This is a genomic window from Streptomyces achromogenes, assembly GCF_030816715.1.
Lineage (GTDB): Bacteria > Actinomycetota > Actinomycetes > Streptomycetales > Streptomycetaceae > Streptomyces > Streptomyces achromogenes_A.
In genome coordinates this window covers 8,035,058-8,051,403 of sequence record NZ_JAUSYH010000001.1, presented here as the reverse complement: position 1 = coordinate 8,051,403, position 16,346 = coordinate 8,035,058, and the positions used below count along the sequence as shown (strand labels likewise).

Here is a 16,346-nt window from a genome sequence, read left to right as displayed (position 1 = left end):
AGGAAGTCGTGACCGCGGACGCCACGTTCCAGGCGGAGCTCATCCGCCCGGTGCACGAACTGCTCGCCGGGCACGCGGCCAGGCAGCCCGACCGGATCGCGTTCAAGGACGCCGATCACGCGGTGACCTGGGCCGAACTGGACCGGCGTACCGCCCGGGCGGCCGGTCATCTGGTGGGGCTGGGCCTGGCACGAGGCGCGTCGGCGGTGATCTGCCTGCCCAACCGGGTGGAGGCGGTGGAGAGTTACCTCGCCGTCACCCGGGCGAGCGCCGTCGGAGTACCGCTGGACCCGGCGTCGACCGACGCGGAACTGGCGTACCTGCTGGACGACTGCGCGGCGCGGCTGGTCATCACCGACGCGGCGCGGCTGCCCCGGCTGCGCCGCGTGCTGGCCGACCGGCCGGACGTCGTCGTGATCCTCGTCGGACGGGACTCCGAGCCGGGGTTCACGGAGGCGGCCGACGACGAACTGCCGCGCTGGGAGGAACTGGCGTCGACGTGGTCGTTGCGCGATCCGCCCCGCGACGACCTGGGCCTGGACGAGCCTGCCTGGGTGCTCTACACCTCCGGGACGACCGGCCGGCCCATCGGGGTCGTGTCCACGCAGCGGACGTCGCTGTGGACGACGGCCGCCTGCGACGCACCGCTGCTGGGGCTGTCCCCCGAGGACCGGGTCGTGTGGCTGGTGCCGCTCTTCCACGCGGCGGCGCACCACGTGTGCGTGCTCGGTGTCGTGGCGGTCGGCGCCACGGTCTGCATCACGGACGGCCCGGCCGCCGACGAGGTGCTGCGCCGGGCCCTCGAGGAGGACGCCACCTTCCTGGTGGGCGCGCCGGCGATGTACCACCAGATGGTGGAGCTCGCCCGGCCCGGCGCGGTCTGCGTGCCACGGCTGAGGGTGTGCGTGGTGGCGGGCTCGCCGTGTCCGCGGCCCCTGCACGAGGCGTTCCGCTCCGCGTTCGGCATCGCGCTGCTGGACGGCTACGGCTCGACGGAGGCCGGCGGCGCGATGACCACGAACCTGCCGGGGGGCCCGTACGTGCCCGGTTCGTGCGGTGTGCCGCTGCCGGGACTGACGCTGCGGCTCACGGACCCGCGCACCGGCGACGAGGTGGAGCGGGGTGCCGAAGGTGAGGTGTGGGTGTCCAGTCCGGCGCTGATGCCCGGCTATCACCGGCAGCCGGAGGAGACCGCGAGGGTGCTGTCCGAAGGCTGGTACCGCACCGGTGACCTGGCCCGCCAGGACGCGGACGGATATCTGACGCTCACCGGCCGGCTCAAGGAGCTGATCGTCCGGGGCGGGGAGAACATCCACCCGCGCGAGGTGGAAGAGGCCCTCGTGCAGGCGCCCGGGGTCGCGGACGCGGCCGTCGCGGGCGTCGCCCACGGGACCCTCGGGGAGGTGCCGGTCGCCTACGTGGTACCGACGGCCGGGGAGCTCGACGTGGAGGCGGTGCTGTCCGCCTGCCGACGGAGGTTGTCCGCGTTCAAGCTCCCGGAGGAGATCCACGAGGTCCCCGAGATTCCTCGCGATCCGGCGGGGAAGGTCGCCCGCAGACTGTTGGCGGGACTGCCGGCACGGCCGCTGTGGCGACGGTCCCGGAAGCGGTCGCACGAATCGCTCTGCTCTTCCGACGCCGTCGAGCTGGGGCTGGACGACGCGGGCCATCCCCTGCTCTCGGCAGTGGTCGAACTGCCCGGGCGCGACGAACTGGTGTGCACGGGCTGGATCACCGCGGCCGGCGGCGACCCGACGCTGCCGCAACGCGTGGACGGCGCAGCGGTGTTCGCCGGAGCGGCCCTGCTGGACCTGGTGCTGCACGCGGCGGGCCGCGTCGGCTGCGCCCGGGCGCTGGACGTGGCGGCGGACGAACCGCTGGTCCTGCCGCGCGACGGCGGCGTGCAACTTCGGGTGACGGTCGGGGCGCCGGGGGCCGACGGGACCAGGCCGGTGACGGTGCACGGGCGGCGCGACCCACGAGGTGCGTCACGAAGACCGTGGACCCGGTACGCGACGGCGACGGTGGCGCCGGTCTCCCCCGCGGTAGCCGACGTGAGCTTGTCCGTGTGGCCCCCGCAGGGCGCCCGCCGGGTCGTCGGGGACCGCGGCGCCGGCCGGCCGGACGCCGCGCGGACACCGCGCGCCGTGTGGCGGCGCGGCGACGAGTTCTTCGTCGAGGTGGCGCTGCCCGACTGGGTGACGGGCCAGGACCGTCACGCGCTCCATCCGGTGCTGTTGGACGCGGCGCTGGCCGGCACCGTACGCCTGGCCCGAGAGCCGGCACCGCACGACGCGGAGCCGACGGCGGCGGTGCGCTGGCGAGACGTGTCCCTGTACACCCCCGGCGCGTCCGTGCTGCGTGTGCGGCTGCGGCCGACGACAGACGGTTCCTGGGACCTGGCGGCGGCCGACGGCGCCGGGGACCCGGTGCTGACCGCGCGCTCGGTGACCTGCGCGCCGCTGCGCGGCGACGCCGTACCAGCCGCGTCGGCGGCACACCAGGACGCCCTGCTTTAGATCGTGTCCGCAAAGTCCCGTCCGGCGCGCGACGCCACTGTGCGGACACGCCCTGGCACTGCCGGACTCGTACGAACCCGCACCGCCGCCGGCGGCCGTCCTCGACTCATCGAGGACGGGCGCGCGGTGGCAGAGGCCGGCACGTCATAGCGCCCAGGTGGGAAGGTCGACGAGGGTGACGACAGCGGCCGTGCACATCCAGCCCGGGCCCTGGGAGATCAGCAGTACGTGGTCGCCGGGAGCCACCTCGCGCGCACGGACCAGATGCTCCAGGGTGATGAACACATCGGCGCCGCCCACATGCCCGATGCCCTTGCCGAAGTCCCACGTGGAGCGGTCCATGGGCAGGCCGAGCGGCATCATGACCGAGTACTCGATCATCCGGCCGTCGATGTTGATCGGCACGACCTTGGCGATGTCGTCGGCATTCAGGTCGGCGTCGACGAGTGCCCGGCGGATGACACCGAGGTTGAAGAGGGTGAGTTTCTCGAGGGTCTCCGAGAGCGGGGTCTCGGTCTCGCTGTAGCGAGTGGCTCGTTCGGCCATGTCCCCGTCGCTCTCCCGGCCTTCGTCCGCCAGCAGCGGGCCGTCGCCGCGATGCCACCGTTCGAGCTCCGGCAGGATGCCCGCGCTCAGCGACCTGATCTGCGCGAAGCCCTCCTCCGCACTGATCAAGGCCGCGGCGCCGCCGTCGGAGAGGAAGTACGCCTGGCCGATTCCCGTGTAACGGTCAGAGCCCGTGGCGGTGAAGTTCTCACCGGAGGTGAGCAGTACGTTCTCCGCCTGGGCGGCGCCCGTCAGCTGCCCGACCGCCACCTCCAGGGCCCCCAGCATGCCGTTGCAGCCCTGGCGCAGGTACAGCGACGAGACCGGATCGACCTCCAGTTCGCGCAGGACGTATCCGGGTGCGTAGGACCCGGGCGGGCCCTGGTAGTACACACCGCTGTGCACGTGGTGCGTGATGTCTTCCCGTTGCAGCTTCGACCGGTCCATGGCGACGCGCGCGGCGGAGATCGCGAGTTCCACGGCCGGGATGTCGTGCGCCAGATGGGTGCCGGTCAGCCCGTTCGCGTCCACGAGCTCCTGGCTGATCAGTCCCTTGGACACAGCCCGCTCGACCGGCTCGAACTCGTGCAGCGTGACACCGATCGAGTCGATGAACACATGGTCAATTCTCATCCGAGGGCCCTTCCGTTCCATGGAGGTGTGAGGGTGCCGAAGCGAGGATCCGCTCGAGCAGGTGCTCCGCGAGGTCCACCGGGGTGTCGAACTCGAACGCCACCCTCGTCGGCAGCCTCAGCCCGGTCGCCTCGCCGAGTGCCGTGCGCAGTTGCAGAGCGGTGAGCGAGTCGAATCCGAGGTTCTTCAGCCGGGCGTCCGCGGCCACGCTGTCCGGTGTGGCGTGGCCGAGGACGGCACTCGCCCGGTCCCGTACGAGGTCGGTCACCACCGCCTCCCGCTCCGCCTTGCTCATCGCCGCCAGCCGGTGTCGCAGGTCCGTCTGCTCCGCCGGGGTGGCCCGGGCCGTGCGGCGGGTGCCGACAGGCACGAGGGCCCGCAGGACGGAGGCCACATCGCCGGTCTCCGCGTCGCCGGTCAGTCCGGCGAAGTCCAGCCGGGACGCGATCACGAGACCGCGCCCGGCCGCCCATGCCGCGTCGAAGAGCCCGAGACCCTGCTGTTCGACGAGCGGACGCGTTCCGCGCGGCGCCACCGGCCGCCGGTCCTTCCCGGACCGCCCCGGCAGACTGCCCGCCCCGGCCCACGGACCCCATGCGATCGAGGTGGCGGCGACGCCCCGGGACCGCATGTGGTGGGCGAACGCGTCCAGGAAGGTGTTCGCCGCGGCGTAGTCGGCTTGTCCCGGGCCGCCCAGGATGCCGGCGACCGAGGAGAACAGCACGAACTGCCGTACGCCTGCCTCACGGACCAGTTCGTACAGGTTCACGACCGCGTCCACCTTGGGGCGCAGCACCTTGCTCAGGCGCTCCGCGGTCAGAGCCGGGAGACTTCCGTCGTCCGCCGTGCCGGCCGTGTGCACCACGGCCCCGATCCGCCGGTCCGTGAGCAGGGCGGCCAGGGCTTCGTGGTCCGCCACGTCGCAGGCGGCCACCTGGACCCGGGCTCCCAGCTCCGTCAGTTCGGCTTCCAGGACCGCCGCCTCCGGCGCGTCCGGACCCCGACGGCTCGTCAGCAGCAGGTCACGCACACCGTGCTCGGTCACCAGGTGGCGGGCCATGGCCGAGCCCAGCCTGCCCGTCCCGCCGGTGACCAGCACCGTTCCGTCCAGGCCGACGTCCAGTCTCGGCAGAGCGCTGCCCGGTACGAGGCGGGCCAGCCGCGGGACCCGCGTCGTCCGCCCGCGCAGCGCCCACTGCGGTTCCGTGGAGGACGCCACGCGATCCAGGGCGCGCCAGGTGGGCTTGGCGAGGTCGGTGTCCACGAGCACGAAGCGGTCCGGGTGTTCCGTCTGCGCGCCGCGGATCAGACCCCAGACGCCGGCTCCCGCGAGGTCGAGCGGTGACGTGTCGTCGGGCCCGGCCACCGCGGGGACCGCGCCACTGGTGAGGAACACCAGCCGGGAGCGGTCGAAGGCCGGTGTGCTCACCCAGGCACGGGCTGTCTCCAGGGCACGGACCGTCGTGGCGTGGACGGCGTCCACCAGTTCCTGCCCGGCCGGCTCGCCGTACTGCGCCAGGAAGGGGACCACGACGATGTCGGGGACGGGTCGGCCACCCTCCACGGCGGCTGCCAGCGCCGTCAGGTCCGGGTACGTCTCCGTGTAGCGTCCCGCGGTCATCAGCGAGGACCGCATGCGCGCGGGATCCTCGCCCACGATGGCCCATGTGCCGTCGGCGTCGGCGGTGTTCGCCCGCGTGTCCACGGCGGTCCACTCGATGCCGAACAGACTGTCCTGCTGCGCCACGTCCGAGGCCCTGAGCTCCTGGCGCACGACGGGTGCGATCCGCAGGGCCGGGATCGAGAGGACAGGGGATCCCGTGGCGTCGGCAGCGGCCAGCGACACCGAGCCGTCCGGCCCCGGGGAGAGTCGGGCGCGCAGGACGGACGCGCCGGAGGCGTGCAGCGAGACCTCCCCCCAGGCCTGTACCCGCCAGGACGCGTCGGCCTCGGGCGCGACGCCCTTCATGCCCGCCAGGCTGAGCAGAGCCTGTGCCAGCGCCGGGTGGAGTCCGAACCGCCGCGCCTCCTCACGCAGCGCGTCCGGTACGAGGATCTCCGCGAACACCTCGCCGTCCCGTCGCCACACGCCCCGCACGGCGGCGTGCAGGGTGGGGTGGTCCAGGCGCAGCTCGGGTTCGGGCACCGGGAGGGCGTCCGCGGGCGGCCAGGCCTCGAGATCCCAGTCCGGCTCGGCCGCCGCTGCGACCAGTTCCCCCGTCGCGTGGCAGGTCCAGGGCAACCCCAGGACGTCGTCGCCGCGCCGGGAGTGGACGGCGACCGTGCGTACGCCGGGCTCCCCACCCTCGCCGACCGTGACGCGGACCTGAACGGCGCCGGACCCCGGCATCACGAACGGCGCCCGCGCGGTCAGGGCGCGCAGCCGGCTCCTGCCCAGCTGCCCGCCGGCCGCGAGGGCCAACTCCGCAGCGAGCCAGTCCAGTTCTCGCTCCCCGCCCTCGGTGTGCTCTTCCGCCGACCACGCGGGCCTGCCCGCCGAAAGCCGGCCGGTGAACACCACGGTCTCGGTGCCGGGCAGTTCCACGGCCGCACCCAGCAAGGGATGCGAGGTGGGAACCGCGCCCAGGCCGGACGCACCGCGCGAAGTGCCTGTCGGTGCGTTGAGCCAGTGGCGGGTGCCCTGGAAGGGGTAGGTGGGGAGGTCGGGGTGGACGGGTGTGGGGGTCGGGTGGAGGGTGACGCCTTGTGTCCAGGCGGTGCTGAGGGAGTGTGTCCAGTCGTGGGTGTCGCCGTGGTCGCGGTGGAGTGTGGCGAGGACGGCGGGTTGTCCGGTGAGGTCGTCGAGTGTCTCGAGTGTTTCCTGGGTCGGGAGGGTGAGGACGGGGTGGGGGCTGACCTCGATGAAGGCGGTGACGCCGGTGTGGGCCAGTGCGCGGATGGCGGCCTGGTAGTCGACGGTGTGGCGCAGGTTGCGGTACCAGTAGTCGGCGTCGAGTCGGGTGCCGTCGACGGGGCCGCCGGCGAGCGAGGAGTAGAAGGGCAGGTCACCGCTGCGCGGCGTGATCGGTGCGAGCGCTTCGAGGATCTGGTCCTTGATGGCTTCGGCGTGCACGGAGTGGGCGGCGTGGTCGATGGGGATGCGTTGGTGAAATACGTCGTGCTTGTCGCACCGGGCGCTGAGTTCGTCGAGTGCTTCCGCGGTGCCGGACAGGACAGTGTTGGCGGGGCTGTTGACCGCTCCGATGTCCAGTCCGAGGTCGGCGGCGATGGTCTCGGCCCGCTCGCGCGGCACCGCCAGGGAGATCATTCCGCCGAGGCCGGCGATCTGCGAGATGAGCTGCGAGCGCAGGGCCACGATGCGTGCGCCGTCGGCAAGGGTGAGTGCGCCGGACACGGTGGCGGCGGCGATCTCGCCCTGTGAGTGACCGATCACCGCGGCGGGCCGGATGCCCGCGGCCTGCCATTGTGCGGCGAGGGAGACCTTGACGGCCCAGAGGGCGGGCTGCACGACATCCACGCGGTGGAAGTCGGGCTGGTCCGGCTCGTCACGCAGCACCGCGAACAGGTCCCAGTCGACGAACGGCCGCAGCGCCTCGCGACATTCCTGCAGACGTTGCGCGAAAGCACCGCCGTGGTCGAGGAGTCTCACGGCCATGGTGGTCCACTGGGCGCCCTGACCGGGGAACACGAACGCCGGAGCACCCAGTCGGCCACCGGTGCCGCGCACCACACCGGTATCGGTGTCCTGGTCCGTGTCGGCCAGCGTGCGCAGGCGTGTCAGCAGTCGGGTGCGGTCGTCTCCGGTGACCGCCGCGCGGTGTTCGAACACGGTTCGCGAGCCGGCGAGCATGCGTGCCACCGCGTCGGTGGGCAGGTCCGGGTGGCGGTCCAGGAAGTCCGCCAGCCGTCCCGCCTGGGCTCGCAGCGCGCCCTCGCCACGCCCCGACAGCAACATCGGCAGCGCCACGCCGGACGGTTCGGCGACGGCCACGGGAACGGGCTCGGCGGGCGCCTCCTCCAGGATCAGATGCGCGTTCGTACCACTGATCCCGAACGCGGAGACGCCGGCGCGACGCGGGGTGCCGGTGCGCGGCCAGGGCTGATTCTCCGTCAGCAGTCGGGCCTGGCCTGTGCTCCAGTCGACGTGGGGTGAGGGTGCGTCGATGTGGAGGGTGCGCGGCAGCGTGTCGTGCCGCATCGCCATGACCATCTTGATGACGCCGGCGACGCCGGCGGCGGCCTGGGTGTGGCCGATGTTGGACTTCACCGATCCCAGCAGGAGAGGCTCTCCGGCCGGACGGTCCTGACCGTAGGTGGCCAGGAGGGCCTGAGCCTCGATGGGGTCGCCGAGGGTGCTGCCGGTGCTGTGGGCCTCGACGGCGCTGATCTCGGCGGGGGCGAGGGCGGCCTGCGCCAGGGCGGTGCGGATCAGCCGCTGCTGCGCGGGACCGTTGGGGGCGGTGAGCCCGTTGGAGGCGCCGTCCTGGTTCACCGCAGAGCCTCGCACCACGGCCAGGACCGGATGCCCGAGTCTGCGGGCGTCCGAGAGTCGTTCCAGCAGGACCAGGCCGACTCCCTCGGCGAAGCCCGTGCCGTTCGCGCCGGCCGCGAACGCCCGGCACCGCCCGTCGGGGGACATGGCGCGCTGCCGGCTGAAGGCGGTGAACGTGCCGGGGGTCGACAAGACGGTGGCGCCGCCCGCGAGGGCCAGGGTGCACTCGCCCTGCCGCAGCGACTGCGCCGCCAGATGGATCGCCACCAGCGACGACGAGCACGCCGTGTCCACCGTGATCGCCGGCCCCAGCAGACCCAGCAGATACGAAAGCCGACCGGAGATCACACTGGTGGCGTTGCCCGTGAGCAGCATGCCGTCCAGGCCGTCAGGGGCTTCGTGCAGCAAGGTCGAGCCGTACTCCTGGGCGATCGCGCCGACGAACACGCCGGCCGTGCTGTTGCCGAGGGACGTCGGGTCGACGCCCGCGCGTTCGAAGGTCTCCCAGGCCGTCTCCAGCAGCAACCGCTGCTGCGGATCCATCGCCAGCGCCTCACGCGGCGATATCCCGAAGAACGCCTCGTCGAACCGCCCGGCCTCCTTCAGGAAGCCACCGCTGCGGGAAGAGGAGGTGCCCGGTTTATCCGGGTCGGGGTCGTACAGGGCGTCCAGGTCCCAGCCGCGGTCGGTGGGGAAGTCGCCGATCGCGTCGGTTCCGGAGCGCAGCAGCTCCCACAGGTCCTCCGGGCCCGCGACCCCGCCGGGCAGGCGGCACCCCATCGCGACGATGGCGATGGGGTCCGCGTCCGTCGTGGCGCTCGCCCGGAGCGCCGGGAGGGGCGCCGCGGCCGTGGCTCCGTCGCGGCTCTCGGCCAGGTGCTCCGCCAGGGCCTGCGGGGTCGGATGGTCGAAGACCACGGTCGGGGCCAGCCGGAGGCCGGTGGCGGTGTTGAGGCGGTTGCGCAGTTCGACGGCGGAGAGCGAGTCGAAGCCGATGTCCTTGAACGCGCTGTCGGCGCGTACGGCCTGCGGCGACTCGTGTCCGAGGACCGCTGCGGCGTGCCGGCGCACCGCGTCGAGCAGGGCGCGTTCGGCCTCCTTCGCCGAGAGTCCGGCGAGCCAGGCGCCGGTGTCCTGCGCGTCACCGGATTCGACGGCGGCGGTACGCCGCGTGACGGCGCGGACGAGACCGCTCAGCAGCGTGGGCACCCCGCCGGAACGCCGTCGCAGAGCGGCGTGGTCGAAGAGGGCGGCCACGAAGGCGGCACCTCGCCGGGCGACGGCGGCGTCGAGCAGTGCCAGTCCCTGCTCGGCGTCGAGCGACCGGACGCCGTTGCGGGCGATGCGGACGCGGTCGGTGGCACCCAGATGCGCCGTCAGACCGCCGGCCGCCCAGAGGCCCCATGCCACCGCGGTGGCGGGCAGTCCGAGCGAGCGCCGGTGCTCGGCGAGGGCGTCGAGGAAGGCGTTGGCCGCGGCGTAGTTGGCTTGTCCCGGACCGCCCAGGACGCCGGCGACCGACGAGAACAGGATGAAGTGCTTCAGGTCGGCGTCGCGCGTGAGGTCGTGCAGGTGCAGTGCCGCGTCCACCTTGGGCCGCAACACCGCGGCGACCTGCTCCGGGGAAAGGCCGGACACCGTCCCGTCGTCGAGGACGCCGGCGCTGTGCACCACGGCGGTCACGGGCCGGTCGAGGCCGGCGAGCACCGTCGCCAGGGACTCCCGGTCGGCCACGTCGCACGCTTCGACCGTCACGGACGCGCCCAGGGCGGTGAGTTCGTCGATCAGGTCGGCGGTGCCGTCGGCTGTGCGTCCACTTCTGCTCAGCAGCAGCAGGTGGCGGGCGCCGTGTGCGGCGACCATGTGCCGGGCGACGAGCCGGCCCAGGCCGGTGGTTCCGCCGGTGACGAGGGTGACGCCCTCGGGATCGAGCGTCCGCGGTTCCTCGGACGCCAGGTCGGCGGCGCGCGTCAGACGGGGGACCAGAACCAGGCCTGCGCGAACGGCGGTCTGGGGCTCACCGGACGCGACCGCGGCGCGCAGCCCGGCCACGTCCGCGGCGAAGGAGTCCGCCTCGGGGTCCAGGTCGATCAGGACGAGCCGCCCGGGGTGTTCGGCCTGCACCGTCCGGGCGAGACCCCACACGGAGGCCCCGGCCAGGTCGGCGACGCCGGACGCGGGCGCGGCCGCCACGGCGCCACGGGTCGCGAGAACAAGACGGGTGGCCTCGTACCGTTCGTCGCGCAACCAGTGCTGCACCTGCGCGAGGGCGGCCTGCACGCGCGCATGGACCGCGGCCGCGGTGTCGGCCGTGATGTCGGCGGCTTCCGGCCCGGGACGGTCGCAGAGCACGAGCAAGGTGTCGGGCGCGGTCCCCGTGGCGTCCGCCGTCAGGTCAGGCGCCCCGTGCGCGTCGAAACCCGCGTCGGTGAGGGCCGAGGCGATGTGCGCGGCGTCGGGTCCCACCGCAAGCCATCGGCCGGCGGGCTGCAGCTCGGGCGGGCTTGTCACAGGCTGCCACTGCGTGTGCAGCAGCATCTGCCGGACGGTGTCGGCCTCCGCGGCAGCCGCTTCCCCCATGGGCCGCGTCGACAAGGTGCCCACGGAGACGACAGGGGCTCCTGCCGGGTCCACGGCGAGCAGCGCGACGCCCTCCGGCTCCGGCCGGGTCAGCCGGACTCGCAGCGTGGTGGCGCCGGCCGCGTGCAGTCGTACACCGTGCCAGGAGAACGGCAGGTTGAGCGGCCGGGACGCGTCCTTGTCCACCTCGCCCAGGACGTCCGGGTGCAGGGCGGCGTCCAGCAACGCCGGGTGCAGACTCCAGCCGTCGGTCGTCTCCCCTTCGGGCAGGGCGATCTCGGCGAAGACTTCCGCGTCCCTGTGCCACACGGCCCGCAGGCCTCGAAACGCGGGGCCGTAGCCGTATCCGGCCTGGGCCATCCGTTCGTAGGCGTCCTCGACGGGCATCGCTCGCGCGCCCTGCGGCGGCCAGGTCGCGAGCGCTTCGGCGGCGGCGGTGTCATCCGGCGGGGCGGGGACCAGGAAGCCGTGGGCATGCCGGGACCACAGTGGGTCGGCCGTCGATTCGGCGCCGCTCTGCGGCGCGGAGTGGACGCTCACGGCACGGCGTCCGGACGCGTCCGGTGCCCCGACGGTCACCTGCAGGCTGACGGTCTGCTGTGCCGCGACCACGAGCGGGGCCTCGAGGACCAGTTCTTCCAGACAGGTGGTGCCCACCTCGTCACCCGCCCGGATCGCGGCCTCGACGAAAGCCGTTGCGGGAAACAGGACGGACCCGCGCACCACGTGGTCGGCCAGCCATGGATGCGTGGCCGTGGAGACCCGCCCGGTGAACACCACGCCCTCCTCGTCCGCGCGGTGGATCGCGGCGCCCAGCAGCGGGTGCGCGACGGGGCGCAGACCGAACGACTGCGGGTCGCCGCCTGTCGGTGTGTTGAGCCAGTGGCGGGTGCCCTGGAAGGGGTAGGTGGGGAGGTCGGGGTGGACGGGTGTGGGGGTCGGGTGGAGGGTGACGCCTTGTGTCCAGGCGGTGCTGAGGGAGTGTGTCCAGTCGTGGGTGTCGCCGTGGTCGCGGTGGAGTGTGGCGAGGACGGCGGGTTGTCCGGTGAGGTCGTCGAGTGTCTCGAGTGTTTCCTGGGTCGGGAGGGTGAGGACGGGGTGGGGGCTGACCTCGATGAAGGCGGTGACGCCGGTGTGGGCCAGTGCGCGGATGGCGGCCTGGTAGTCGACGGTGTGGCGCAGGTTGCGGTACCAGTAGTCGGCGTCGAGTCGGGTGCCGTCGACGGGGCCGCCGGCGAGCGAGGAGTAGAAGGGCAGGTCACCGCTGCGCGGCGTGACCGGTGCGAGCGCTTCGAGGATCTGGTCCTTGATGGCTTCGGCGTGCACGGAATGCGAGGCGTAGTCGATGGCGACGCGTCGGTGGCGTACGTCGTGCTCGTCGCACCATGCGGTGAGTCGCTCGAGTGCGTGGAGGGGGCCGGACAGGACGGTGTTGGCGGGGCTGTTGACCGCTCCGATGTCCAGTCCGAGGTCGGCGGCGATGGTCTCGGCCCGCTCGCGCGGCACCGCCAGGGAGATCATTCCGCCGAGGCCGGCGATCTGCGAGATGAGCTGCGAGCGCAGGGCCACGATGCGTGCGCCGTCGGCAAGGGTGAGTGCGCCCGACACGGTGGCGGCGGCGATCTCACCCTGTGAGTGACCGATCACCGCGGCGGGCCGGATGCCCGCGGCCTGCCATTGTGCGGCGAGGGAGACCTTGACGGCCCAGAGGGCGGGCTGCACGACATCCACGCGGTGGAAGTCGGGCTGGTCCGGCTCGTCACGCAGCACCGCGAACAGGTCCCAGTCGACGAACGGCCGCAGCGCCTCGCGACATTCCTGCAGACGTTGCGCGAAAGCACCGCCGTGGTCGAGGAGTCTCACGGCCATGGTGGTCCACTGGGCGCCCTGACCGGGGAACACGAACGCCGGAGCACCCAGTCGGCCACCGGTGCCGCGCACCACACCGGTATCGGTGTCCTGGTCCGTGTCGGCCAGCGTGCGCAGGCGTGTCAGCAGTCGGGTGCGGTCGTCTCCGGTGACCGCCGCGCGGTGTTCGAACACGGTTCGCGAGCCGGCGAGCATGCGTGCCACCGCGTCGGTGGGCAGGTCCGGGTGGCGGTCCAGGAAGTCCGCCACCCGTCCCGCCTGGGCTCGCAGCGCGCCCTCGCCACGCCCCGACAGCAACATCGGCAGCGCCACGCCGGACGGTTCGGCGACGGCCACGGGAACGGGCTCGGCGGGCGCCTCCTCCAGGATCAGATGCGCGTTCGTACCACTGGCGCCGAAGGAGGAGACGCCGGCGCGGCGGGGAGTGCCGGTGCGCGGCCAGGGCTGGGCTTCGGTCAGGAGCTGGAGTCCGCCTGTGCTCCAGTCGACGTGGGGTGAGGGTGCGTCGATGTGGAGGGTGCGCGGCAGCGTGTCGTGCCGCATCGCCATGACCATCTTGATGACGCCGACAACGCCGGCGGCGGCCTGGGTGTGGCCGATGTTGGACTTCACCGATCCCAGCAGGAGAGGCTCTCCGGCCGGACGGTCCTGACCGTAGGTGGCCAGGAGGGCCTGAGCCTCGATGGGGTCGCCGAGAGTGGTGCCGGTGCCGTGCGCCTCGACCGCGCTGATCTCGGCGGGGGCGAGGCCGGCCCGCGCCAGGGCGGTGCGGATCACCCGCTGCTGCGCGGGACCGTTGGGGGCGGTGAGCCCGTTGGAGGCGCCGTCCTGGTTCACCGCAGAGCCTCGCACCACGGCCAGGACCGGATGTCCCAGCCGACGTGCGTCCGAGAGTCGTTCCAGCAGGACCAGGCCGACTCCCTCGGCGAAGCCCGTGCCGTTCGCGCCCGCCGCGAACGCCCGGCACCGCCCGTCGTCCGAGAGCGCCCCCTGGCGGCTGAACTCCACGAGTGCGCCGGGCGTCGACATGACGGTGGCGCCGCCCGCGAGGGCCAGGGTGCACTCGCCCTGCCGCAGCGACTGCGCCGCCAGATGGATCGCCACCAGCGACGACGAACACGCCGTGTCCACCGTGATCGCCGGCCCCAGCAGGCCCAGCGTGTAGGAGATGCGGCCGGAGGCGACGCTGACGGCCGATCCGTTGCCGAGGTAGCCCTCCAGGTTCTCGGGGGCGCGCTCGTGGAGGCCGGGGCCGTAGCCCCCGTACATCACACCGGCGAAGACACCTGTCCGGCTGCCCTTCAGCGACACCGGGTCGATGCCCGCGCGTTCGAAGGTCTCCCAGGCCGTCTCCAGCAGCAGTCGCTGCTGCGGATCCATCGCCAGCGCCTCACGCGGCGATATCCCGAAGAACGCCTCGTCGAACCGCCCGGCGCCCTCCAGGAACGCGCCCTGCCGGGCGGACGACTTTCCACCGCCGCCGCCCTCGTCGCCCAGGAGCCGGTCCAGGTTCCAGCCCCGGTCGTCGGGAAGCGGGCCGACCGCGTCGGTTTCCGCCACGAGCAGGTCCCACAGTTCCCCGGGCGTCCGGGCCCCGCCGGGCAGACGGCAGCCCATCGCGACGATGGCGACGGGCTCGTCCGACTGCCCCGTCATCGCCGTTCCCTCGGCGTCCCCCGCGCTCTCCGCGCTCTCCGCGCCGGGGCCGCCCTCCCCCAGGCCGTCGAGGTACCGCGCGAGGGCCTGCGGGGTCGGGTAGTCGTAGGCCACGGCGGCCGAGAGACGGTGACCGGAGGCGGCCGACAGCCGGTCGCGGAGGGCCACGGCGGACAGGGAGGTGAAACCGAGTTCGTGCAGAGGCCGATCGGCGGCCACGTCCTCGGCGGGCAGACCGAGGACGTCCGCGACCACGGAGCGCACCAGGCCGAGCAGCCCGTGCCGCGTCGTCGGGAGGACGGTGTCGCCGGACACCGGCGTCACGGCGGGCGCTGTTCCGGTCGGGCCTTCGGCGGCCAGATCGGGGCGGACGTTCACCGACGGATTGACGACGAGCAGCGTTGCGGGCAGCTCGGCCAGCCGCCGCCGGGCGGTCTTCCCCGTCGACGTACGCGGGATGGCGTCGACGACGTGGAACTCGTCGGGCACCTTGAAGTAGGAGAGTTCCCGGCGGCAGGTCTCCAGAAGCTCACGGGTGTCGATGCCCCCGGGGCCTTCCGGACCCGGCACCAGGTAGGCGACGGGTACCTCACCCAGTACGGCGTGGGGCTTGCCCGCCACCGCGGCCTCGGCCACGCCGGGCACCCCGGCCAGGACGTGCTCCACCTCCGCGGGGTGGATGTTCTCGCCGCCGCGGATGATGAGTTCCTTGACCCGGCCGGTGATGGTGAGCCTCCCGGCGGAGTCCTGCCGGCCGAGGTCACCGGTGCGGTACCAGCCGTCCACGAGCACGGCCCGGGTCGCCTCCGGGGCGTTGTGATATCCGGTCATGGTGGCCGGGCTGTGCACCCAGATCTCGCCCTCGTGGCCGGCGGTCACCTCCTCGCCGGTCAGCGTGTCCGTCAGACGCAGCGTCAGGCCGGGCAGCGGGGTGCCGGTGGTGCCCAGGACGCGTGGCCCGGTGAGTGCCTGCGTGGTGATCGCGCCTCCGGTCTCGCTGCTGCCGTAGCTGTCCAGGAGGCGGATGCCGAAGGCGTCCTCGAAGGCTTCGTGCAGCGCGGGCGGGCAGGCCGAGCCGGCCGCCATGCACACCCGCAGCTCCGGCAGTTCGAGCCCGCGCTCACGCGCGAGGTCCACCATGCGGTGGTAGGTGGTGGGGGAGCCGACCAGGAAGGTGGCCTGCTCGCTGCGGACGGTCTCCATGATCTCGTCCGGGGCCGAGCCCTCCAGGATGTGGGCGAAGGCCCCTACGGCCAGCGTGGCGAGCACACCGATGTTGTGCGAGGCGGCGTGGTACAGCGGCATCGGCCACACGAGGCGGTCGGTCGCGGACAGGCCGAGGATCGGCCGGGTGCATGCGGCCGTGGCCCAGAGGGACTTGCGCTGGGTCGTGACCACGCCCTTGGGGCGTCCGGTGGTGCCGGAGGTGTACAGGATCCAGGCCGTCTCGTCCAGGTCCAGGTCGTCCCGCGCGTCGACGGGCGGCGGAGTGACGGCGAGGTGCTCGAAGTCGGTGGCGCCCGCCACCGGCTCGGTGGCGCCGACGACGATCAGGCAGCAGTCCAGGCCACTGCTGCGACCGGTCCTCAGCATCTGGGGTATCTGTGCCGCGCCGCTGATCACCGTGCGGGCGCCGCTGTCGAGGAGATGGTGGGCGAGCTCGGCGTCGGAGGAGCGTGGGTCGACCGGCACACCGACGGCTCCCGCGCGCGTGACGGCGAGGTAACTCTCGACCATCTCGACCCGGTTGCCCATACGCAGCAGGACGCGGTCACCGCGTTGGACCCCGAGTGCGGCGAGGTGCCCGGCCAGGAACCGGGTGCGCCGCTCCAGGGCACCGTAGGTGACGGACCGCCGGGAGTCCTGGAAGACCCGCTCGTCCGCTCGCTGCAGTGCGTGGTGCGTGAGGATCTCGTGCAGCGGGCGGACAAGTGCGACGGAGGGCTCTTCGGTCACAGCTCGGCTTCCAATCACATGGGGGCGATGGACGGACTCTGACAATCCGGGGCCGCCATCCCCCAGGCACCGTCGGCACAAGGAGCGGCAGAGATCGTTCCCGATCCTTGCCAAGCAGTATGTCGAGGGCGGCA

At 73.0% G+C, this 16,346-nt stretch carries 3 protein-coding genes; 1 reads left to right on the top strand and 2 read right to left on the bottom strand.

The genetic code is table 11. From position 1 onward, the window contains the following. Positions 1-8 precede the first annotated feature (8 nt). On the top strand, positions 9-2,519 hold the full coding sequence (locus QF032_RS35505; RefSeq protein ID WP_307059300.1) for an AMP-binding protein: 2,511 nt from the start codon (positions 9-11) through the stop codon (positions 2,517-2,519). A gap of 144 nt (positions 2,520-2,663) precedes the next feature. Here QF032_RS35505 and QF032_RS35500 read toward each other — a convergent pair whose 3' ends face one another. Further along, positions 2,664-3,698: a ketoacyl-ACP synthase III family protein gene (locus QF032_RS35500; protein WP_307048340.1), complete on the bottom strand. Its 1,035-nt coding sequence runs from the start codon at positions 3,696-3,698 to the stop codon at positions 2,664-2,666. Next, positions 3,688-16,212 (bottom strand): SDR family NAD(P)-dependent oxidoreductase, encoded by a 12,525-nt coding sequence (locus QF032_RS35495; protein WP_307059299.1) that lies wholly within the window; start codon positions 16,210-16,212, stop codon positions 3,688-3,690. Before QF032_RS35495 ends, QF032_RS35500 begins: the two co-directional genes overlap by 11 nt. Positions 16,213-16,346 lie beyond the last annotated feature (134 nt).

What these genes read in the sequence shown, in the direction of transcription:
- QF032_RS35500 (WP_307048340.1), bottom strand. Translation starts at nt 3,698, where the DNA reads ATGAGAATTGACCATGTGTTCATCGACTCGATCGGTGTCACGCTGCAC.